Below are 21,458 nucleotides of genomic sequence, written 5' to 3'. Positions count from 1 at the left end.
CCCGTCAGCTGAACCCGATCGCCCGCTGCGCGACCCGGTACGCCAGCACCGACACGCGCCGCCCCGTCGCACCGGGCAGGTTGCACATCTGCCCCAGGCCCGACCAGCGGACCTTGCGGTACAGCTCGGGGTCCTGCGCGCGCATCTGCGACCACAGGGCCTCCTTCTCCGCCAGGGCCTGCGCGGTGCCGGCCCGCAGCAGCAGGATCGACGTGACGGCGCAGATGATCTCGACGTAGTGCAGCTGGTAGCGCCGCAGCCGGCGGTCGTGCGCGACCGTGCCGGTGACGTGGTCGAGCATGAGCCAGTTGACGCGCAGCTGCTGGTCCAGGCGGCGCAGCATGACCGACTCCTGCACCGACTGGTCGGGCCGGCCGATGAAGTACCGGTACAGGTCGACGTCCAGGTAGTACAGCGTGTGCACGTGCGACAGCGGCACCAGCGCGTACAGGTTGTCGACGTAGAACGTGCGCTCCGGCAGCCGCAGGCCCGAGCGGCGCAGCACGTCGGTGCGGTACGTCAGCGCGTGCATCATGAGGTACTGCCGCTTGCCGAAGTGCCGGGTCTGCGCCCACGTCGAGACGCGTCCGCGCCGCAGCGCGCCGCGGTAGCGGACCGCGGTCTTGCGGCGCTTGCCGACCTTCTCGTAGACGAAGTTCGAGACCAGCAGGTCCACCCCGCCGCCGTCGGCCACCTGCGCGCGCAGGGTGTCGAGCACCTGCGCGAGCGCGTCGCGGTCCAGCCAGTCGTCGGCGTCGACGACCTTGAGATACGTGCCCGTCGCCCGCTCGAGCCCGGCGTTGATCGCCGAGCCGTGCCCGCCGTTCGGCTTGCTCAGCAGGTGCACCTGCCCCGCGAACCGCTCGACGTAGCGGCGCGCGAGGTCGGCCGTGCCGTCGGTCGACCCGTCGTCGACCACGATCACCTCGACCTCGTCGCCGAAGCCCACCACCGAGTCCAGCGCCCGCGCCAGGCAGTCCTGCGCCTGGTACGCCGGGATGACGACGGACAGCAACGGGTTCACGACGTACGTACCTCCGAGTCGGACGCAGCCCCCTGCGCGCCCGCCTCGGCGGGAACCTGCTTGAAGATGACCTTGAAGATCGGGAAGAACACCCAGAACGAGATCGCCGCGTTGATGATCATGGTGACGAAGTCGGCGAGCGTCTCGCCGGTGCCACCCAGACCCCAGGTGTCGATGAACAGATCGTAGATGGGCGCCTTGTACCAGCCCTGCGCCGCCGCGGCGAGGATCGTGATGACCACGTAGGCCACGGCGTACCAGAACGCGGCCTTGGCGATCGACGAGTTCGACTTGAACGTGATGCTGCGCTGCGCGAAGAAGTTGATGACCTGCGCCACGAGCAGCGTGATCTGCACCGCGAGGAAGTACGCCAGGCCGCCGCCGCCCAGGGGCAGCGCACCGGCCGCGTAGTCGAACACGAAGTACTGCGACCCGTCGGGGTTCGACCCGACCGGCCACACCTGGAACGCGGTGTCGACGAGCGCCGTCATGCCGAACAGCCACTTGATGAGCGGCATGAGCGCGAGCTGCAGCGCGGTGATGCCGTTGCTGAGCACGAGGAACACGACGAACTGCGCGACTCCCGGGCGCCGCTCCTCGAAGGAGTGCCAGGCGGACTTCAGGCGCGTGAGCATGGGGGGTGCCTCCGGGGTCAGGAGTCGCCGCGCAGCGCGCGGGCGGTGCGGCGGTTGGCGCGCACGTTGCGGACGTAGGCGCGCAGCGTGAAGCCCGCGCCGGAGAAGAAGTGGCCGTTGACGATGCGGAGGATCCCGTCGACCATCTCGGCGCTGACCATGCCGTTCGTCATCTTCCCGATGGCGCGGAACGGCATGTTGAGCAGGAACAGCACGTTGAGGTCCGGCGTGCCCTTGCGGGCCGCGGCGTCGCGCCGCGACGCGAGCAGGCGGTACGCGCCCCGCGCGAGCGGCGAGCGCGCGTCGGCCAGTCGCGACAGCGGGTCGTTGACGCCGAGCGGCCCCGACCAGTCGCCCGCGGGGACCTGCCGCCCCAGCAGCGCCGCGAAGTCGGCGTCCGTGACGTCCTTGACCTGGCCCGTGCGGTACGGCGTCGTGACGTCCTGCGTGCGCGGCGGGACGGTGCCCGTGAGCTCGACCGCGGCGCGCAGCGGCAGGTCGTCGACGTGGTGGCCCGCGAGCACGTCCCACGTGCCCTGCTCGACCTGCCACGCACCCGTGGCCGTGTCCCAGTGCCGGAACGCGGCGTCGCCGAGCGGCACCTCGAGCGTCGCGGACTCGCCCGGCGCGAGCTCGACGCGCGCGAACCCGGCGAGGGTCCGCACGGGGCGGTGCACGCCGGACGACGTGCGCGCGACGTACACCTGCACGACGTCGGCGCCGGCCCGGTCGCCGGTGTTCGTCACCGTGACGGTCGCCTTCTCGGGCGTCGCGACGAGGTCGCGGTGCTCGAACGTCGTGTACGACAGGCCGTACCCGAACGGGAACGCGACGGGCACGCCGGCCGACGTGTAGTAGCGGTAGCCGACGTACAGGCCCTCGCGGTACTCGGCCGTGCGGCCCGTCGCGGGGAAGCTCCCCGCGGTCGGGGTGTCGGCGAGCGCGAGCGGCATGGTCTCGGCGAGGTGGCCCGACGGGTTGACCGCGCCCGTGAGCACGTCGAGCAGCCCGCTCGCCCCGGCCTGCCCGGCGAGGTAGCCGTGCACGAGCGCGCGCGCCTGCCCGAGCCAGGGCGTCTCGACGACCCCGCCGCCCGACAGCACGACGACGGTGCGCGGGTTGACGGCCGCGACGGCGTCGAGCACCTCGACCTGCGCCTGGTGCAGCGCGAGCGTCGAGCGGTCGAGGCCCTCGGACTCGGCGATCTCGTCGAGGCCCAGGAACAGCAGGACCACGTCGGCGTCGCGCGCGGCCTCGACGGCCTGCGCACGCAGCGCCGGGTCGGGCGAGCCGTTGCGCGTGAACCCGGGCGCGAAGGCCGTCATCTCCAGGCCCGAGGCGCCGATGACGTCGAGCACCGACTCGAGCCGCGTCGGGTTGACGACCGACGAGCCCGAGCCCTGGTAGCGGGGGGTCCGCGCGAAGTCGCCGACCACCGCGACGCGCGTGCCCGCCGCGAGCGGCAGGATCGCGTCGTCGTTCTTCAGCAGCACGGCGCTGCGCGCCGCGACGTCCCGGGCCAGCGCGTGGTGCGCGTCGGCGTCCACGATGGGAGCGGTCCCGGGGTCGCGCGCCTCGGCGACGAGCCGCAGGATCTCGGCCGCGCGCGCGTCGACGTCGGAGCCCAGCAGGCGCCCGTCGCGCACCGCGGCGACGACCTGGCGCGCCGAGTCCAGCCCGGCGGCCGGCATCTCGAGCGACGAGCCCGCGGCCGTGCCGGCCACGATGTCGTTCGAGCCGCCCCAGTCGGTGACGACCGCGCCGTCGAAGCCCCACTCGTCGCGCAGGACCGTCGTCAGCAGGAACGGGTGCTCGTTGGCGTAGACCCCGTTGACCAGGTTGTACGCCGACATGATCGAGCGCGGGCGTGCTTCGGTGACGACGATCCCGAACGCCGTCAGGTAGATCTCGCGCAGCGTGCGCTCGTCGACCACGGAGTCGGACACCATGCGCCGCAGCTCCTGCGAGTTCGCCGCGTAGTGCTTGGGGCACGCCGCGACGCCCTGCGCCTGGATGCCGCGCACGTAGCCCGCGGCCAGCCGGCCGGACAACAGCGGGTCCTCCGAGAAGTACTCGAACGACCGGCCGCCCAGCGGCGAGCGCTTGACGTTGAGGCCGGGGCCGAGCAGCACGTCGACGCCCTGCGCCGCGGCCTCGGTCCCCAGCGCCTCGCCGATCCGCTCCGCGAGGTCGACGTCCCACGTGTTGGCGACCGTCGCGGCCGTCGGGAAGCACGTCGCGGGCTCGGACGCGTTGAGGCCCAGGTGGTCGGCCGAGCCGACCTGCTTGCGCACGCCGTGCGGGCCGTCCGCCAGCCACAGCGCACGCACGCCGTGCCGCGGCAGCGCGTGCGTCTGCCACACCGACGCACCCGTCAGCAGCGCCGCCTTCTCCAGCAGCGTCAGGTCGTCGGTCGTCACGGTCGCGCGCGGCGACGCGGTGGCGGCGTCCTCGGTTCGCACGGTGTCTCCTCGGTGGTTCAGGGGTGGCGGGGCGGTGCGGGCGCGCGGCCTCGCCGTCGGGTCGACGGTGGTGGGCGCCGCCGACCCGACGGGGGCCCGGGCGCCGGGCCCCGCCACGAGGGCGGGGCCCGGCCCGGCGATCAGGCCGCCGTGGTGCTGCGGTGCCGCAGCACGCGGCGTGTGACCAGCACGCCGCCGGCCACGACGAGCAGGCCGAGCAGGACCGACACGCCGATCTGCACGTACACCCAGGTGGGCGGCGTGTAGGTGACCGTCGCGCCGGGTGCGAGCCCGTTCATCGCGTTCGAGTTCGCGACCGTGAACAGGATGTTGTGGGTCGCGTCGCGGATGTCCGTCAGGGCCTTCGCGGACGACGTGTCGTTGAAGGACTTCGACGGCTGGAACGTGAGCTGCAGGTCGGTGCCCGCGGCGATGCCCTCGTTCGGGTTCATGTACGGGTAGAGGTTGAAGTCCGAGATGGCGAAGCCCTCGAAGCCCCACTCCCCGCGCAGCACGCCGTCCATGAGGGCGGGCGAGCCGCCGGCCCACGTCGCGCCGATGCGGTTGAACGAGCTCATGACGCCCGTCGAGCCGACCGTGGTCTCCTCGATGGTGCCCTGGTCGTCCGCGACGTACCGCACGTCCATCGTGATGTCCTTGACGGCCATCTCGAACGGCTTGAGGTACAGCTCACGGATGGTCTGCTCGGTCGCCCACGTCGCGATGCCGTTGTTGACGCGGTTGGTCTCCTGCTCGTTCATCGCGAAGTGCTTGATGAGCGTGTAGACGCCCTTCTCGGCCACGCCGTTGGCGACGGACGTGAGCATCGCGCCCGAGAGCAGCGGGTCCTCCGAGTAGTACTCGAAGTTGCGGCCGCCGAACGGCGAGCGGTGCAGGTTCACGGCGGGCGCGTACCAGCCGTTGATGCCCTTGTGCAGCGCCTCCTCGCCGAGCATGCGGCCCATGCGCTCACCGATCTGCGTGTCCCACGTCTGCGCGATGAGGAACTGCGACGGGTAGGCCACGCCGTTGATCGACTGGTTGATGAAGGACGAGAAGCCCGCGGGGCCGTCCGGCTCGAGCGTCTGCGGCTTGGCGATCGAGGCGATCGCGGCCGTCTGGTAGGCGCCGTTGAGCAGCATGTCCGTCATGTCGCCGACCGACAGCGAGTCGAGCAGCTCGTCCCACTTCGGGTCGTCCTTGGGCAGGCCGCGCAGGTCGGCGAGCGTCAGGTCGGTGCTCTTGCCGGTCGTCGGCTTGGGGCCGTCGAACGCGTCGGCCTCCGCCTGCGCGTCCCACGCGGTGAAGCCCTCGCGGATCGCGTCGTCGGCCGCCAGCAGGTCGGCCGTCGGGGCCTTCGGGAACGTGCCCGCGAAGTCGGCGCGCGACATCGACAGGATCTTGCCGTCCTGCGGCGTCGTGCTGAAGCGGTCCGACACGTCGTCGAACAGGTTCGTGACCTCGGTGCGGTCGGACGCGCGGTGGTTCTCGCCCGAGTACACGACGTCGGAGTCGACCGTGTAGGTGACGGGGGCGACGCCCTCGGCGACCGTGTGCGAGTCGGTGCGCAGGCTCAGCACGTAGTCGCCGGCCTCGAGCACGTACGCACGCTCGCCCAGGTGGTCGTACGACGCCATGTCCTCGACGTCGAGCTCGATCGTCACGGTCTCGCTCGCGCCCGGCGCGACGACGCCGGTCTTGGCGAAGCCGCCCAGCACGACCTCGGGCTTCTCGATGCCGCCCGTCGTGTAGGGCGCGGTGTAGTAGAGCTCGACGACGTCGCGGCCCGGGACCGTGCCCGTGTTGGTGACCTCGACCGTGAGCGCGACGGTCCCGTCCACGTCACCGAGCTGCTGGTCGACCACGCGCCACGCGAAGTCGGTGTAGCTCAGGCCGTACCCGAACGGGTAGACGACGGCGGAGTCGTAGTCGAGGAAGCCCTCGGCCGCGGCGGTCTCGTAGAAGCGGTAGCCGACGTAGATGCCCTCGGCGTAGTTCACGAAAGGCGCCTCGTCGGTGACGGTCGCGTTCGACGTCGCACGCTCGACCGTGGACTGCGGGTACGAGACCTCGATGCCGTCGTAGAGGAACGCCCCGAAGTTGACGAACGTCGGGTCGGCCGTGAAGTCGGCGGCCCACACGTCGGCCGTGCGACCCGAGGGGTTCACGTCGCCGGACAGGATGCCGCCCAGCGCGTCGAAGCCGGTGGCGCCCGGCGAGCCCGCGAGCAGGATCGCGTCGACGCCCGGGTCGGCCTGCAGGTCGCCCATCTCGATCGTCGTCGAGGCGTTCACGACGACGACGACGGTCTCGAAGCTCGCCTTGGCCAGCTCGACGAGGTCACGCTCGGCCTTGTTGAGCTCGAGCTGGTGCTGCCCGGGGACCGCGTCGGCGTCCCAGCCGGACATGTCCTGCGTGAGGTCGCCGCCCTCGCCGCCGGGGCGGCCGATGACGACCACCGCGGCGTCCGCGTAGTCGGCGAACGACGACGCGACGGCCTGGTAGTCCGCGACCGGCAGCTCGCCGATGTCGTAGGTGGAGATGTCGGGGCGGTCCATCTCGATGTGCCCGCGCTTGTTCTCCGCCGCGTATTCCTCGATCGCGGTGAGCACGGTCTCGTTGACCGTGAAGCCCGCGTTCTCGAGGCCGACGCGCGGCGTGACGGCCGACTTGGTGTCGACCGAGCCGGAGCCCGAGCCGCCGAACACCGGGTCGGCCGCGGCGCGCCCGAGGAGGGTCACACGGCCGCCGGGGGCCAGCGGCAGGGCCGCGGCCTCGTTCTTCGCGAGGACGATGCCGGAGGCGGCGATCTCCTCGACGAGGTCCTTCGCGGCGGTGTCGACCTCGTCGATCGTGGCGAGCTCGGGGCTGTAGTACTCGGTGTCCCAGTCCTTCGACTCGTCCGAGTTGGTGAAGGTGTACGTGCCGGAGCCCAGCTGCGAGGCGACCCAGCCGCCCGCGACGCTCAGGCCGATGTTCGCGACCACCGTCAGCACGGTCACCGTGGCGAGCACGGGGACCCAGATCCACAGGAACTTCTTGTTGGACATCGGCGCCTTGGCGCGGTCGTTCTTCGACCTGGCGTTCACTGCATTCCTCCTCGAGTGCGGGCTCACGAATCAGGCTAGGAGCGGTGTCGTGAGCACCCGCCGCGGCCGCACGATCGGTCGGTTCCGGGGCACGGACCGTCGTCCGCCGGGGCCGTCGGCGTGCTCGTGCGTGGGTGCGGCGCCGTGGTGGCGCGCGCACGGAGGCCGGCCCGCCCGGTGGGCGGGCCGGCGGGGGTCCTTACTCCGAGACCTCGGTGATCTTGCCGTCCTGGTCGATGCGCCAGGTGTCACCCGTCGCGGCCGAGTCGGCGTCGATCGTGTACTTGCCGTCGGTGATCGTGATCGTGCCCTGCACGCGCGAGGCGGCGTCCGAGTAGGAGTAGGGCACCACCAGCAGGCCGTACTTCACGGTCGGCGAGTCGACGTCGCTCGCGAGCATGATCTGCGCCCACGAGTCGTCCTCGGCGAGCGCGTCGGCGACGGCCTTGCGCGCGTTCTCGAGGTCGTCCTTGACGTCGACCTCGGCCGCGGCGCTGTCCGACGTGCCGGTGTCCTGGCTGCCGCCGTCGTCGTTGCCGCAGGCCGCGAGGCCGAAGACGCCCGTCGCGGCGACCAGCAGGCCGAGCCCGGTGTGCAGCACCTTGTTCCGCTTCACTTCTGCTCCTTCGTGGGTTCCGGCCGCGAGCCCACCCCGCGGCCCAGGTCCGCACCGGTCGGTGTCCCCAGGACGCCCGCCGTTGCGGTGCCCGGGCCGGTCGACGACGTGGTCGCCGACCGGCCCGGACGGTGCGCGGGTCAGCCGATCGGGCCCGCGAAGTTCAGGCCGAAGCCGTAGTCGTACGTGTTGCCGGACGCGTCGGTGTAGGGCGTCATGTCCTTGCTGACGTCCTCCTGCTGCGCCTCGACCGTGTCCATGTCCTTCGGGAACTGGATCGGCAGGCGGCCGGCGGGCTCGTGGAGCCCGAGCGCGACCTCGAGGAGCGCCTTGTCGCTCGTGCCGAACCCGACGACGATCGCGTCGGACGCGGCCTCGAACTCGGCCGGGACGACCGGGTTGATCGCCTTGAGCACGGTGATCACGGGGATCTCCTTGCCGGACGCCGCGACGGCGGCCGTGGCGCGCTCGAACGCGTCGAGGTCGGACTCGTTCGCGATCTTCGAGGTGTTGCCGAAGTACGAGCGGTTCTGCTTCGTGCCGTCGGGCAGGATGTCGCCGCCGATCGACGTCTGGCGGACGTGCGGGCCGTCGGCCGTGTACGGGCGGTACTGCAGCGACAGCGGGTACCACGTGTCGTTCTCGACGTCGTGGCCGATGTTCGAGAAGTTGCCGCCGTTGTCGGGGCTGGCCATGCCGACCAGGACGAGGTCCACGTCGGACAGGTCGGGCGCGGTGTAGCTCACGACCTTGCCGTCGGCGTCGAGCTCGGCCTCGTCGGTGACGACCTCGCCGAACATCTCCTCGGCGACCTCGAGCGTGAGCCCGGGGGCCTCCTTGTACTCGGCCGGGCCGAACGCGCCCGCGAAGCCGATGTTGTACGACCGCGGGATGTAGACCTTCTTGTCCTTCCACGCCGCGGCGTCGGACTTCGCGATCGTGCTGCCGTCGTTCTTCAGCATGACCACCGAGTCGAGCTGCGCGGCGTAGCCGGCCTCGACCTTGTCGTCGCTCGCGAGGACCTTCTTGGACTCGTCGAGGTCGAGGTACGCGTTCTCGTACAGGCCCGGCTGGAAGAACATCGTGAGGATGCGCTTGCCCGACTCGCGGAAGCGGGTGTCCGCGTCCACGTCGTTGGTGCCGGCCTCGAAGTCCTTCTGCCACATGTCGTGCGCGGCCATGACGGGCTCGACCTTGTTGTTGCCGCCGAACATGTCGTGGCCCGTGCGCAGCACCTCGTAGTGACGCTGCTCGTCGGTCAGCGCCTCGGCACCCCAGCCCATGCCGAATGGCTTCTCGGGGTCGAGGTAGCTGGACGTGACGCCCCAGTCGGTGACGACGACGCCCTCGTACCCGTTGTCCTTGCGGAGCAGGTCCATGCGCCCGTGGTCGTACGCCGTGCCCAGGCGCTCGCCGAACAGCGGCTCACCGTCGCCGTCCAGCGCGATCGAGTACGCCGTCATGACGGCGGCCGAGTCGAGCGACCCGAGGAACGCCTTGGTGTGCGCCTCGAAGTTGCCGCCCGGGTAGACGCCGTACTTGCCGGCGTTGGTGTGGGCCTCGCGGCCACCCTCGCCCGGACCGTCGCCGGCCCAGTGCTTGATCATCGCGTTGACGGACTCGAAGCCCCAGCCGTCCTGGCCGCGCGTGCTCTGGTAGCCGTCGACGTAGGCCGCGGCGAGCTCGGTGTTCTGGTCGACGTCCTCGCCGAACGTGCCGCCGACGCGCAGCCAGCGCGGCTCGGTCGCGAGGTCGATCTGTGGGCTCAGCGCCGTGGTGATGCCGAGCGCGCGGTACTCCGCGGACGACATCTGCGCGAACTCGTCCATGTGCTCGACGTCGAACGTGGCCGCGAGGCCCAGGTTCGACGGCCAGCGCGAGATGTCGTCGCCCTCGGCGTTGTAGCCGCCGGAGCCGGCGGTCGAGCGCGGGTCGGACGCGAAGTTGACGGGCACGTACGGCTCGCCCTCGGTCGCGAGCGACTCGGCGAACGCCTGCATCTGGTTCGACCACGTGACGGTCGCCGTGACGTCGCTCGGGCCCGCGTGCAGCACGTTGCGCAGGTGGGAGTCCGTCAGGTACTCCTTCTGCGCGTCCGTGAGGCCGTCGGCCTGCGAGCGCTCGTGCGAGCTGAAGAGCATGAGGCCGGCGATCTGCTCGATCGTCAGGTCCTCGGCGAGGGCGGCGGCGCGCTCCTGCGGGGACTTGCGCCAGTCCTCCCACGCGTCCAGCTCGCCGTTGCCGTTCATGTCCTTGAACGCGACCTTCGCGCCGTCGACCTCCTCCGAGAGGAGCTCGATCTCGCTGTCCGCGCCGTAGGAGAGCGTCGGGGCGTCGCCCGGGTTGTCGACGACGACGAACGTCGTCTTGCCGTCCGACACCTCGCGCGTCGTGAACTCGTCGGCGGACGCGCCCTTGTCGTCGGTGTCGCCGGCGGTGCACGCCGCCAGGCCCGTGAGCGTGAGGCCCGCGACCAGCGCGGCGCTCGTGAGGCGTGCCGACCGGCTGGCGGCGACCCGCGCCGTACTCGTTGTCTTCATCGACCTTCCCTTGTCGTCTCGTGGCCCCGCCCGCGCCCGTCGTCACCGCCCCGTCGTCGGGGTGGGACCGCTGAGCCGGTGCACGCGCGGCGCACTCGCGAACCCGTCGCCGCCCGGGACGTCGTGGTCCCGTGGCCGGCGCGTTCACGCTAGGCAGCGGCCGTGGCGCCGGACCGTGCCCCTACACGGACCGTCGCTTTGCGTGCACGAACAGTCCCCGAGGTCACGGGCAGGTCACGGCACGCGGCCGCCGAGGTGGTCCGCCATCGCGTCGAGGAACGCGCGCTTGCGGGCGCGGCTGATCTGCAGCTCGTCGCCGCCGAGCATCACGGACGTGGACTGCCGCACGGCGTGCACGTGCCGCAGGTTCACCAGGTAGCAGTTGTTGCTGCGGAAGAAGCCCTGCCCGTCGAGCTGCTCCTCGATCGCCTTGAGGGTCCCCGTGAACGCGTACCTCCGCCCGATGGCGTGCACGACGATCCGGTGCTTGATGCTCTCGACGTACACGATGTCCGCGACGTCGACCCGGGCCGTGCCGCCCGCGACCGGGAGCATGACGCCCTCCGACTGCGTGCGCCGCACGCGCTGCAGCGACCTCGCGAGCTCCTGCGAGAACGCGAAGTACGGCACGGGCTTGACGAGGTAGCTGAGGGCGTCGACCTCGTAGCCCTTGATCGCCATCTGCGCCATGCGCGTGATGAACACGATGACGACGCGGTCGTCGAGCGCGCGCACCGCGTGCGCGGTCTCGAACCCGTCCATGCGCGCCATCTCGACGTCGAGGAACAGCACGTCGAAGTCGGCGCGGTAGCCGCGCGTGAGCTGCGCGCCGTCCGAGAACGTGCGCACCGAGAACTCGACGCCGTGCTCCTCCTCGTACCGCTGGAGGTGCGCGACGACCGTCGCGCGCGAGTGCGGGTCGTCGTCGACCACGCCGATGTAGGTCACGCCGTCCACGGGTGGGGTCCTCCCTCGCCGGTCGCGGCCGCACCCGCCTGCCGGGGTCCCGCCGGCCCGCGGCGGCGCTCGGCGCGGGCGTCCACCACGCAACCACCGCCCACCGCACCGGGGTGCCCGGGTCGCACGATCCGTCGGATCCCGTGGTCGTTCGGTCGCGCACGCCGGGCACGCCCGGGGCAGGCGCGACCCCGGCCTAGACTGCGAGCCGCCCGGGCCGTCCGGCCCGGCGCTCCCCCGCACCGGAGGGTCGTCGCATGGACCTGCTCGTCGTCGGCGCCGGCCTGTTCGGCCTCACGGTCGCCGAGCGCGCCGCGGAGGCGGGGCTGCGCGTCACGGTCGTCGACCGGCGCGACCACCTGGGCGGCAACGCGTGGTCGAGCGTCGACGAGGCCACCGGCATCGAGGTGCACCGCTACGGGTCGCACATCTTCCACACGTCGAACGAGCGTGTCTGGCGGTACGTGCGCCGGTTCACGGCGTTCACCGACTACCGGCACCACGTCTTCTCGACGCACGCCGGCACGGTCTACCCGCTGCCCATCAACCTGGGCACGCTCAACCAGTTCTTCGGCACCGCGATGGGACCGGACGCCGCCCGCGCGCTGGTGGCCGAGCACGCCGCCGAGGTCGACGCCTCCGCGGCCGCGAACCTCGAGGAGAAGGCCGTCTCGCTGATCGGCCGCCCGCTGTACGAGGCGTTCGTGCGCGGCTACACCGCCAAGCAGTGGCAGACCGACCCGCGCGAGCTGCCCGCGTCGGTGATCTCGCGGCTGCCGGTGCGCTACACGTACGACGCGCGGTACTTCTCCGACACCTACGAGGGTCTGCCCGCCGACGGCTACGGGCCGTGGTTCGAGGCCATGGCGTCGCACCCCCGCGTCGACGTGCGCCTGGGGGTCGACTTCCTCGACCCCGCGCAGCCGCTGTCGAAGGCCGCCGCGCGCGGGCAGGTGCCGATCGTCTACACCGGGCCCGTCGACCGCTACTTCGACCACCACCACGGGCCGCTCGGCTGGCGCACGCTCGACCTCGAGACCGAGGTGCTGCCCGTGCGGGACTTCCAGGGCACGAGCGTCATGAACTACGCCGACCTCGACGTGCCGTGGACCCGGGTCCACGAGTTCCGGCACTTCCACCCCGAGCGCGAGGACCGCCACGCGCAGGACCGCACGGTCGTCATGCGCGAGACGTCGCGCGCGGCCGGGCCCGACGACGAGCCGTACTACCCCGTCGCGACGCCGCACGACCGCGCGCGCCTGCAGGAGTACCGCGCCCTGGCGGCCGACGAGCCGGGCGTGCACTTCGGCGGTCGCCTCGGGTCGTACCTCTACCTCGACATGCACATGGCGATCGCGTCCGCGCTGGCCCTGTGGGACTCGGGCGTGGTGGTCGACGCGCGCTGAGCGCGCCGCCGTCACGGGGTGGGCTCGACCGCGGTGCGCGACCGCGCACGTGCCGGTCGACGCGCGGGTGCGTCCTGCGGCACGGGCAGCAGGATCCGCAGCACGAACCAGCCGCCCTCGGTGTTGACCGTCATCGAGCCGTCGTACTTCTCGGCCGTGTGCCGGATCGACTTCAGCCCGTAGCCGTGGCGCGTGCGGTCGGCGCGGCGCGTGACGATGTCGCCGTCCTCGGTGCGCAGCTCGCCGGTGAAGTAGTTCTCGAACGACAGCAGCACGAACCGGTCGCGCGCGTACACCGCGACCTTGACCAGTCGCTGGTCCGTCGCCGGCACCGCGGCGGCGCCGTCGATCGCGTTGTCGAGCGCGTTGCCGAACAGCGCCGCGAGGTCCATGGTCGAGACGAAGTCGAGCGCCGCGCCGTCCACGACGTACGTGAGCGCGATGCCGCGCTCGGCGCACTCCAGGCTCTTGGTCGTCAGGACGACGTCGAGCACGCCGTTGCCCGTGTCGGCCTGCCGCGCGTACCCCGAGATGCTCGCGTCGAGGTCGTCCAGGTACGACCTGCGCCGGTCGTCGTCGTCCTCGGCGCGGATCACCGCGATCTGGTGCTTGAGGTCGTGGTACTTGCGGTTGACGACCTCGATGCTGCGCTTGGACTGCAGGTACTGCTCGTGCTGACGGCGCAGCATCTCGTCGACCGCGCGCACCTCGGCGCGCGCCCGCTGCTGCAGCCGCTGGCCCTGCTGCGCGTACAGCGCGACGAACCCGCACAGGTCGACGAGCGTCCGGATGTACGAGATCTCGGGGCCCAGGCGACCCGAGAACGGCGTGTTCGCGTTGAGGAAGCTGATGTTGCTCATGAAGAACGTCACGAGCGCGATCGCGACGGTCGACGCGAGCTCGCCCGACGTCACGTCGAGCGACTGCCGCGACCGGAAGTGCCGGGCCTCGGCGACGTACGCACCCGCGAACGCGGCCGCGTACACCAGCACGAAGAACGCCGTGGACCACACGCCGCCCTCGCGCCCCTCGGGCACGAAGAAGAACACGTGCATCTGCCAGTGCAGCGCCGCGACGAGCTCGGCGAGCACGAGCGCGCGGGCCGTGAAGTACCCGGCGTCGCGCGCCGAGACCTTCGCGGCCGACACGATGAACCCGTACATCACGGCGACCGCGGCGGCCATGCCGACGGTCCACAGGCCCAGCGGCAGGCGCCCGGCGCCCACCTGCACGCCGACCTGCACCGCGAGCGCCGCGACCGCGAGCACCACGAACCGCGACCACGGCCAGCGGCGCCGGCGCAGCAGCACGTAGACCAGGCACGCGAGCCACTCGGCCAGACCCGTCAGCACGCGCGGGATGTCGGGCGGGACGTCCGTCAGGACGCCGACCAGCGGGGCGAGGATCACGACGCCCGCGCCCCGAGGTGGTCGGTCAGCGCGGCGAGGAACGCCTTGCGCCGCGCGCGGCTGATGGCCACGCGGCGACCGTCGACGAGCTCGGCCTCGCCGTCGCGCACGGCCAGCACGTGCCGCAGGTGCACGACCGCCCCGGCCCCCGCGCGCGCGAAGCCCGCGCCCGGCAGCGCGGCCTCGAGCGCCTTGAGGGGCCGCACCACGGAGTGCTGCGCCGTGAGCGTGTGCACCGTCGTGCGGTTGCGGGCGCTCTCGAGGCTCACGACGTCCGCGACGGGGACGCGTTCGAGGCCGCCGTCGACGGTGAGCAGCAGCGCGTCCTCGTGGTCGCGCCGCACGCGCGCGAGCGCGCGCGTCACCTGCTGCGCGAACGCGAAGTACGGCACGGGCTTGACGACGTACCCCAGCGCCTCGACCTCGTAGCCCCGCGCGGCCTGCTGCGCGAGGTGCGTGACGAACACGATCGGCACGTCCGGGTCGACGGCGCGGATCGCGCGGGCCGCGGAGAAGCCGTCGAGCGCGGGCATCTCGACGTCGAGCAGCAGCAGGTCGACCGCGCCCGGGCGGTGGGCCGCGACGGCCTGCGCGCCGTCGGTGAAGCGCACGACCGCGAACCGGTGGCCGCGCTCGCGCTCGTACCGTCGCAGGTGCTCGACGAGACGCGTCGCGCACGCGTTGTCGTCCTCGACGATGCCGATCCTGATCACAGTGCGTCCCCGGGGTCCCGCGCACCCCGCACGGGGCGCGTCGGACTGCCGGAGCCCGGGTGCGGGGCGAGGTCCCCTGTCGCGCGCACGGCCCCGGCGAGTCGGGCCGATGCTAGGCGAGGCGTCGCGCGCGTGTCATCCGTGCAGCGTGCGGGGCCGAGCCGCGCGCGCCGAGGCCCGCCCACCCGGCCGGGACCCAGGTCCCGGAGCCCGGTCGTCGGTAACCCGTCGGAGTGGTTGTCCACAGGCCCCGGGGACTTTCATCCCACGTATCTGGGACCCCCCTTCCCTAGCGTCGGAGACAGCGACGGACGACTCCAGCGTCCGCCCCTTCTCACCACTACCAGGGGAGTCGAAGGTGTCCGAGACCACCAAGAAGAGCACCCGCGCGAAGGCCCCCGCCGACGCGCCGGCCGAGGCGACCACGGCCACCGCCGTCGCGGCGCCGGCCGGCACCGCCCTCGGCGTCAGCGACGCCGACGCGGTCGCCCTGGCGATCGACGAGCTCGTCGCCAACGCCACCAAGGCGCTCGCGCAGTTCGAGTCGATGACGCAGGAGGACGTCGACCGCTTCGTCAAGAAGGGCGCGGTCGCGGCGCTGGACCAGCACGGCCAGCTCGCCAAGCTCGCGGTCGAGGAGACCGGGCGCGGCGTCTTCGAGGACAAGGCCGTGAAGAACATCTTCGCGTGCGAGCACGTCACCAACTCGATGGCGAACCTCAAGACCGTCGGCGTCATCAACGTCGACGAGCTCAACGGCATCACCGAGATCGCCGAGCCCGTCGGCGTCATCGCCGGCATCACGCCCGTGACGAACCCGACGTCGACCGCGATCTTCAAGTCGCTCATCTCGCTCAAGACGCGCAACCCGATCATCTTCGCGTTCCACCCGAACGCGCAGCAGTCGTCGGTCGCCGCCGCGCGGATCGTGCGCGACGCGGCCGTGGCCGCCGGCGCCCCCGAGCACTGCATCCAGTGGGTCGAGCTCCCCTCGCTCGCCGCGACCGGTGCGCTCATGAACCACCCGGGCGTCGCCACGATCCTCGCCACCGGCGGCAACGCCATGGTGAAGGCCGCGTACTCGTGCGGCAAGCCCGCCCTGGGCGTCGGCGCCGGCAACGTCCCGGCGTACGTCGAGAAGACCGCCAAGCTGGCTCGCGCGATCAACGACATCGTGCTCAGCAAGGCGTTCGACAACGGCGTGATCTGCGCGTCCGAGCAGGCCGCCATCCTCGACGACGAGATCTACGACGCCGCGATGACCGAGTTCGCCCGGCTGCACGCGTACCGCACGACGCCCGCCGAGAAGGCCAAGCTCGAGCAGTTCATCTTCGGCGTCGAGGCCGGCGGCGAGAACTGCGCCGGGGCCAAGCTCAACCCCGCGGTCGTCGGCAAGTCGCCCGTGTGGATCGCCGAGCAGGCCGGCTTCACGGTCCCCGCGGACACCTCGATCATCCTCGCCGAGGTCTCGGGCGTCGGGCCGTTCGAGCCCCTCACGCGCGAGAAGCTGTGCCCCGTCCTGGCGGTGCTGCGCGCCGGCTCGACCGAGGAGGGCATGACCCTCGCCGAGAAGATGGTCGAGTTCGACGGCCTGGGTCACTCGGCCGCGATCCACACGCAGGACGAGGCGCTCACCGTCGAGTACGGCAAGCGCGTCAAGGCGATCCGCGTGATCTGCAACGCGCCGTCCTCGCTCGGCGGCATCGGCGACATCTACAACGCCTTCATCCCGTCGCTGACCCTGGGCTGCGGCTCGTACGGCCACAACTCGGTCTCGAACAACGTGTCGGCCGTGAACCTCATCAACGTCAAGCGCGTGGGCCGGAGGAACAACAACTTGCAGTGGTTCAAGGTCCCCGCCAAGACGTACTTCGAGCCGAACGCGATCCGCTACCTCGCGGACATGCCCGACGTCGAGCGCGTCACCATCGTCACCGACACGACCATGACGACCCTCGGGTTCGTCGACAAGGTCCTCGACGTGCTGCGCCGCCGCTCCAACAACGTGGCCGTGCAGATCATCGACGAGGTCGAGCCCGAGCCGTCCGTCCAGACCGTGCAGAAGGGCGCCGCGAACATGCGGCACTTCCGCCCCGACACGATCATCGCCCTCGGCGGCGGCTCGCCGATGGACGCCGCGAAGGTCATGTGGCTGCTGTACGAGCACCCCGAGATCGTGTTCTCGGACCTCAAGCAGAAGTTCTTCGACGTCCGCAAGCGCGCGTTCAAGTTCCCGACGCTCGGCGAGCAGGCCAAGCTCGTCTGCATCCCGACCACGTCGGGCACGGGCGCCGAGGTCACGCCGTTCGCGGTCATCTCCGACCCCGACGCCGGCAAGAAGTACCCGCTGGCGGACTACGCGCTGACCCCGACCGTCGCGATCATCGACCCGGTGCTCACGTCGAAGATGCCGCGCTCGCTCGCCGCCGACTCGGGCTTCGACGCCCTGACGCACGCCATCGAGGCGTACGTCGCGGTCTACGCGAACGACTTCACCGACGGCATGGCGCTGCAGGCGATCCGCCTGATCTTCGACAACCTGGCGCAGTCGGTGAACGGCGACCCGGCCGACCCGGCGACCAAGGACGCGCGGGAGAAGATGCACAACGCCGGCACGATCGCCGGCATGGCGTTCGGCAACGCGTTCCTGGGGATCGTGCACGCGATGGCGCACGTCGTCGGCTCGACGCACCACCTGGTGCACGGCCGCACGAACGCGACGCTCCTGCCGCACGTGATCCGGTACAACGGCACCGTCCCGACCAAGCTCACGAGCTGGCCGAAGTACGAGTCCTACGTGGCTCCCGAGCGCTTCCAGCACATCGCGCAGACGCTCGGCCTGCCGGCGGCGACGCCCGAGCAGGGCGTCGAGGAGTTCGCGCTGGCGATCGAGGCGCTGCGCGCCCGGGTCGGGATCCCCGCGTCGTTCCAGGCGCAGGGCGTCGACGAGCAGCAGTTCATGTCGCGGCTCGACGAGGTCGCGATGGGCGCCTACGAGGACCAGTGCGCCCCGGCGAACCCGCGCATGCCGATGATCGCCGACATGAAGGACATCATGACCGCGGCCTACTACGGGACGTCGCTGGAGGACGTCCGTGAGCGCCGCGAGCGGGCGGGGGCCTGACCGACTCCCCGAAGGTCGGCGCCCCTCCCCACGGGGCGCCCCCTCGCACCGCTCCCGAAGCCCCTGCCCGGCCCCCGCCGGCAGGGGCTTCGGCCCGTGCGGGGACCGTGAGGACCTCGTGAGACGTCGCGCGGGCCGCGGCGCCCCGCGGCAGACTGTGCCCTCCCGGACCGCACCGGTCCGGGCCGCCCGAGGAGGACCACCGTGACCGCCCGTCGCCGCACCGCACGCCCCACCCCGCACCGCGCCCTCGGCCTCGCGACCGCGGCGGTCCTCGCGCTGGGCCTGACGGCGTGCGCGGACGGCGACCCAGGGAACGTGGCCGACGAGGTCGCGAGCGCAGCGCAGGAGGCGGCCGACGGCATCGCCGAGGCCGGCGACTCGGTGCGCGAGGCCCTCGCCGAGGCCCAGACCCACGCCGACGAGGCCGCCGCCCGGGTCGAGGAGGCGCGTGCCGCCCTCGGCTCGCTCGACGAGCAGACCCGCACGCGGGCCGACGCCGCCGTCACGGAGGCGCAGGGCGCCGTCCAGGACGCGCAGACCGCGCTCGCCCAGGCCAAGGCCGACGGCGAGGCCGCGTCGGCGGACGCCCTGAAGACCGCGCAGGACCGCGTCGCCGCGGCGCGCGCCGACCTCGAGGCCGTGACCGCGGGGGCCGGCTCCGAGGCGGGCGGGGCGCTGCAGCAGCTCGGCGAGCAGCTCGCGAACCTGGGCCGCGACCTGGAGACCGCCACCCGCTGACCGCGCCCGCCGGGCACGGCGCGCACCCGTGGGCCCTGCGCCGACCGGGTGAACTTCACGACCCGCGCGCCCAGACGTTGTCGAACGGGCCGCGCCTGCCGATCGTGAGGGCATGGCCGTCCGCACGCAGAGCCGCGAGCTACGACGCCACCGCTGGGAGTGGTGGGTCGTCACCGCGTGGGCGTCGCTCGCCCTCCTGGTGGTGAGCGGTCTGCTCGCCGCCGCGGGGATGCTCTGACGGGACGCCTCCACCGGGCACGGACCCGCCGTCCTATGCTCACGGCGTGAGCGGGCGGTGGCAGCAGGTCGCGGCGGCGTCGGGCCTGCTCGACGCCGACGGCACGGTCCGCGCGACCGTCTTCGCCGAGATGTCCGCGCTCGCCGCGCGCACGGGCGCGCTCAACCTCGGGCAGGGCTTCCCCGACGTCGACGGCCCGGCGCCGGTCGCCCGCGCGGCGGCCGACGCGATCCTCGCGGGCGTCAACCAGTACCCGCCCGGGCCGGGCATCGCACCGCTGCGCGCGGCCGTCGCGACGCACCAGCGGACGCGGTACGGCCTCGCGGTCGACCCCGAGACCGAGGTCCTCGTGACCACCGGCGCCACGGAGGCGCTCGCCGCCGCCGTGCTCGCGCTCGTCTCCCCCGGCGACGAGGTCCTCACGCTCGAGCCGTACTACGACTCGTACGCCGCGGTCGTCGCGCTCGCCGGCGCGACGCACACCACCGCGCCGCTGCGGGCGACCCCCGACGGCTTCCGGCTCGACGTCGAGGCGCTCGCCGCGGCCGTGACCCCGCGCACCCGGCTGCTGCTGCTCAACTCGCCCCACAACCCCACGGGTGCGGTGCTGCGCCGCGACGAGCTCGCGGCCGTCGCGCGGCTCGCGGTCGCGCACGACCTGCTGGTGGTCACCGACGAGGTCTACGAGCACCTGGTCTTCGGGGTCGAGCACGTGCCCCTCGCGACGCTCCCGGGCATGGCGGGGCGGACGCTCACGGTGTCGTCGAGCGGCAAGACGTTCTCGTTCACCGGCTGGAAGATCGGGTGGGTCACGGGCCCCGCCGAGCTGGTCACGGCCGTGCGGACCGTCAAGCAGTTCCTCACCTACGTGTCCGGCGCGCCGTTCCAGCCGGCCGTCGCGCACGCGCTGACCGATCCTGCGGCGCTCGCGTGGGTGGACGACCTCGTCGCCTCCCTGACCGCGCGTCGCGACCTGCTGGGCGCGGGTCTGCGGGACGCGGGCTTCGACGTCGTGCGGCCCGACGGCACGTACTTCGTGCTCGCCGACGCGGCACCGCTGGGGGCGACCGACGGCGTGGATTTCTGCCGCGACCTGCCCGCCCGAGCCGGGGTCGTCGGGGTGCCGGTCAGCGCGTTCACCCGCCCGGGGACGGCGGCGCACGAGGCGCTGCGCACGTGGGTGCGGTTCACGTTCGTCAAGCGTCGTGAGGTGCTCGAGGACGCGGCCGAGCGGCTGCGGCGCGCGTTCGGCGCCTGACGTCGCCCCGTCGCGGGCGCGCGGTCGTCGGCCGGGTCGGGCCGCACGCCCCGGGCGCCGTCAGCTCAGCGCCCACGCCCCGCCGCGTCGGAACGCGGGTGTCGCGAACGCCAGGAGCGCGAGGGCGAGCACGCTCGTCCCGGCCATGACCGCGGCCATCGCGACCGCGTCACCGCCGAGCACGCCCGACAGGTTGCTGACCAGGCCGCCCAGCCCCGCCTGGCACGCGCCGATGAACGCGGCGGCGGTGCCCGCGATGGCGCCGTGCCGTCCCAGGGCGATCGCCGACGCGTTCGGCGGCGCGAAGTTCACCAGCGCGAGCACGAGCCACAGCACGACGAGCAGCCCCCACAGCCCGCCGGCGCCCGTGAGCGCGACGACCAGCAGCAGCCCCGTCATGACGACCGTCGCGACCTGGACGACGCGCAGGATCCGGATCGGGGACACCCGGCGCACGATCGCCGCGTTCACCTGCGCCCCCAGCACGAGGCCGACGCCGTTGACCGCGAACAGCAGCGCGAACTGGTGCTCGGTCAGGCCGTAGCCCTCCTGCAGCACGAACGGCGACGCGACGACGTACGTCATGAGCACGGCCATCATCAGACCCGGCAGCACCGCGAGCGCCACGAAGTGCCGGTCGCGCAGCAGGTGCGCGTAGCCCGCGAGCGCCGTGCGGACCCCACCCGTGCGCCGACGCCCGGTCGGCAGCGTCTCGGGCATCTTGCGCAGCACCAGGACCCACACGCAGACGCCGAACAGCGCGAGCGCGACGAACACCGCGCGCCACCCGAGCTCGCCCGCGATCAGCCCGCCGACGGACGGCGCGAACAGCGGCGCGACGCCGATCACGAGCATGAGCCGCGACATCAGCCGCGACGCGTCCGAGCCGACGAACCGGTCGCGGATCAGCGCCATCGCGACCACGGTGGCCGACGCGTTGAAGAACCCCTGCGCGACGCGCAGCGCGACCAGCGGGACGATGGCGGGCGCGACCGCGCACAGCAGCGACGTCAGGACGTGCAGCGCGACGCCGACCAGGACGGGCAGGCGGCGCCCGAACCGGTCCGACACGGGGCCGATGACCAGCTGGCCGAGCGCGCCGCCGACCATCATCCCGGCGATCGTCAGCTGCGCGGCGGCCGCCGTGGTGCCCAGGTCGCGGGCCACCTCGGGCAGCGAGGGCAGGTAGATGTCGGTGGAGACCGCGGGCAGCGCGGCCATCGTGCCGAGCAGCAGCACGTGCTTG

At 72.4% G+C, this 21,458-nt stretch carries 15 protein-coding genes; 5 read left to right on the top strand and 10 right to left on the bottom strand.

Translation table 11 applies throughout. The features are described from left to right. Window positions 1–4: 4 nt before the first annotated feature. The 7 genes from ATM99_RS10370 to ATM99_RS10340 form a co-directional block, all read right to left on the bottom strand. Window positions 5–1,024 carry a glycosyltransferase family 2 protein gene (locus tag ATM99_RS10370; RefSeq protein WP_062102845.1) on the bottom strand — a complete coding sequence of 340 codons (1,020 nt, stop codon included), beginning with the start codon at window positions 1,022–1,024 and terminating at the stop codon, window positions 5–7. Next, on the bottom strand, window positions 1,021–1,659 hold the full coding sequence (locus ATM99_RS10365) for a hypothetical protein (RefSeq protein WP_046527768.1): 639 nt from the start codon (window positions 1,657–1,659) through the stop codon (window positions 1,021–1,023). Before ATM99_RS10365 ends, ATM99_RS10370 begins: the two co-directional genes overlap by 4 nt. Window positions 1,660–1,676: 17 nt before the next feature. Then, window positions 1,677–4,121: a glycoside hydrolase family 3 C-terminal domain-containing protein gene (locus ATM99_RS10360; RefSeq protein WP_223304978.1), complete on the bottom strand. Its 2,445-nt coding sequence runs from the start codon at window positions 4,119–4,121 to the stop codon at window positions 1,677–1,679. 140 nt (window positions 4,122–4,261) lie between these two features. Further along, entirely contained in the window at window positions 4,262–7,210 is a 2,949-nt protein-coding gene (locus ATM99_RS10355; RefSeq protein WP_062102844.1) for a glycoside hydrolase family 3 protein, read from the bottom strand. A gap of 199 nt (window positions 7,211–7,409) precedes the next feature. Then, window positions 7,410–7,826 carry a hypothetical protein gene (locus ATM99_RS10350; protein ID WP_062102843.1) on the bottom strand — a complete coding sequence of 139 codons (417 nt, stop codon included), beginning with the start codon at window positions 7,824–7,826 and terminating at the stop codon, window positions 7,410–7,412. A gap of 140 nt (window positions 7,827–7,966) precedes the next feature. Further along, the gene (locus tag ATM99_RS10345) at window positions 7,967–10,366 is read right to left on the bottom strand and encodes a glycoside hydrolase family 3 N-terminal domain-containing protein (protein WP_082659555.1); all 2,400 of its coding nucleotides are present in this window, start codon (window positions 10,364–10,366) and stop codon (window positions 7,967–7,969) included. A 234-nt stretch (window positions 10,367–10,600) separates the two neighbouring features. After that, window positions 10,601–11,323 (bottom strand): LytTR family DNA-binding domain-containing protein, encoded by a 723-nt coding sequence (locus ATM99_RS10340; RefSeq protein WP_223304976.1) that lies wholly within the window; start codon window positions 11,321–11,323, stop codon window positions 10,601–10,603. A gap of 257 nt (window positions 11,324–11,580) precedes the next feature. Here ATM99_RS10340 and glf point away from each other — a divergent pair, with 257 nt between their 5' ends. Continuing rightward, window positions 11,581–12,729 (top strand): UDP-galactopyranose mutase, encoded by a 1,149-nt coding sequence (glf, locus tag ATM99_RS10335; RefSeq protein ID WP_062102842.1) that lies wholly within the window; start codon window positions 11,581–11,583, stop codon window positions 12,727–12,729. 11 nt (window positions 12,730–12,740) lie between these two features. Here the strand turns inward: glf and ATM99_RS10330 are convergent, their stop codons facing one another. Then, entirely contained in the window at window positions 12,741–14,138 is a 1,398-nt protein-coding gene (locus ATM99_RS10330) for an ATP-binding protein (protein WP_062102841.1), read from the bottom strand. Further along, entirely contained in the window at window positions 14,135–14,851 is a 717-nt protein-coding gene (locus tag ATM99_RS10325; protein WP_062102840.1) for a LytTR family DNA-binding domain-containing protein, read from the bottom strand. Before ATM99_RS10325 ends, ATM99_RS10330 begins: the two co-directional genes overlap by 4 nt. A gap of 358 nt (window positions 14,852–15,209) precedes the next feature. On the opposite strand from ATM99_RS10325, the gene adhE reads away from it, so the two are divergent. The 4 genes from adhE to ATM99_RS10305 all read left to right on the top strand — a co-directional run bounded on the left by adhE (window position 15,210) and on the right by ATM99_RS10305 (window position 20,212). Continuing rightward, window positions 15,210–17,975, top strand: a complete 2,766-nt coding sequence (adhE, locus tag ATM99_RS10320) for a bifunctional acetaldehyde-CoA/alcohol dehydrogenase (RefSeq protein ID WP_062102839.1) — start codon at window positions 15,210–15,212, stop codon at window positions 17,973–17,975. A 204-nt stretch (window positions 17,976–18,179) separates the two neighbouring features. After that, window positions 18,180–18,716, top strand: coding sequence for a hypothetical protein (locus ATM99_RS10315; RefSeq protein ID WP_062102838.1), 537 nt, complete (start codon window positions 18,180–18,182; stop codon window positions 18,714–18,716). 112 nt (window positions 18,717–18,828) lie between these two features. Further along, window positions 18,829–18,954: a hypothetical protein gene (locus ATM99_RS10310; protein ID WP_062102837.1), complete on the top strand. Its 126-nt coding sequence runs from the start codon at window positions 18,829–18,831 to the stop codon at window positions 18,952–18,954. A 46-nt stretch (window positions 18,955–19,000) separates the two neighbouring features. Further along, window positions 19,001–20,212 carry a pyridoxal phosphate-dependent aminotransferase gene (locus ATM99_RS10305; protein WP_062102836.1) on the top strand — a complete coding sequence of 404 codons (1,212 nt, stop codon included), beginning with the start codon at window positions 19,001–19,003 and terminating at the stop codon, window positions 20,210–20,212. 60 nt (window positions 20,213–20,272) lie between these two features. On the opposite strand, the gene ATM99_RS10300 is transcribed toward ATM99_RS10305, so the two are convergent. Next, window positions 20,273–21,458, bottom strand: a 1,186-nt coding sequence (locus tag ATM99_RS10300; protein ID WP_062102835.1) for a multidrug effflux MFS transporter, incomplete at its 5' end; no start/stop codon positions are given.

Source organism: Cellulomonas sp. B6 (assembly GCF_001462455.1).
Classification (GTDB): Bacteria; Actinomycetota; Actinomycetes; order Actinomycetales; family Cellulomonadaceae; genus Cellulomonas.
The sequence above is the reverse complement of the archived record's forward strand: the minus strand, read 5'-3'. Positions and strand labels throughout refer to the sequence as shown.

Coding starts and splice junctions, on each gene's coding strand:
- ATM99_RS10310 (WP_062102837.1), top strand. CDS start 18,829: ATGGCCGTCCGCACGCAGAGCCGCGAGCTACGACGCCACCGCTGGGAG.
- ATM99_RS10345 (WP_082659555.1), bottom strand. CDS start 10,366: ATGAAGACAACGAGTACGGCGCGGGTCGCCGCCAGCCGGTCGGCACGC.
- glf (WP_062102842.1), top strand. CDS start 11,581: ATGGACCTGCTCGTCGTCGGCGCCGGCCTGTTCGGCCTCACGGTCGCC.
- ATM99_RS10365 (WP_046527768.1), bottom strand. CDS start 1,659: ATGCTCACGCGCCTGAAGTCCGCCTGGCACTCCTTCGAGGAGCGGCGC.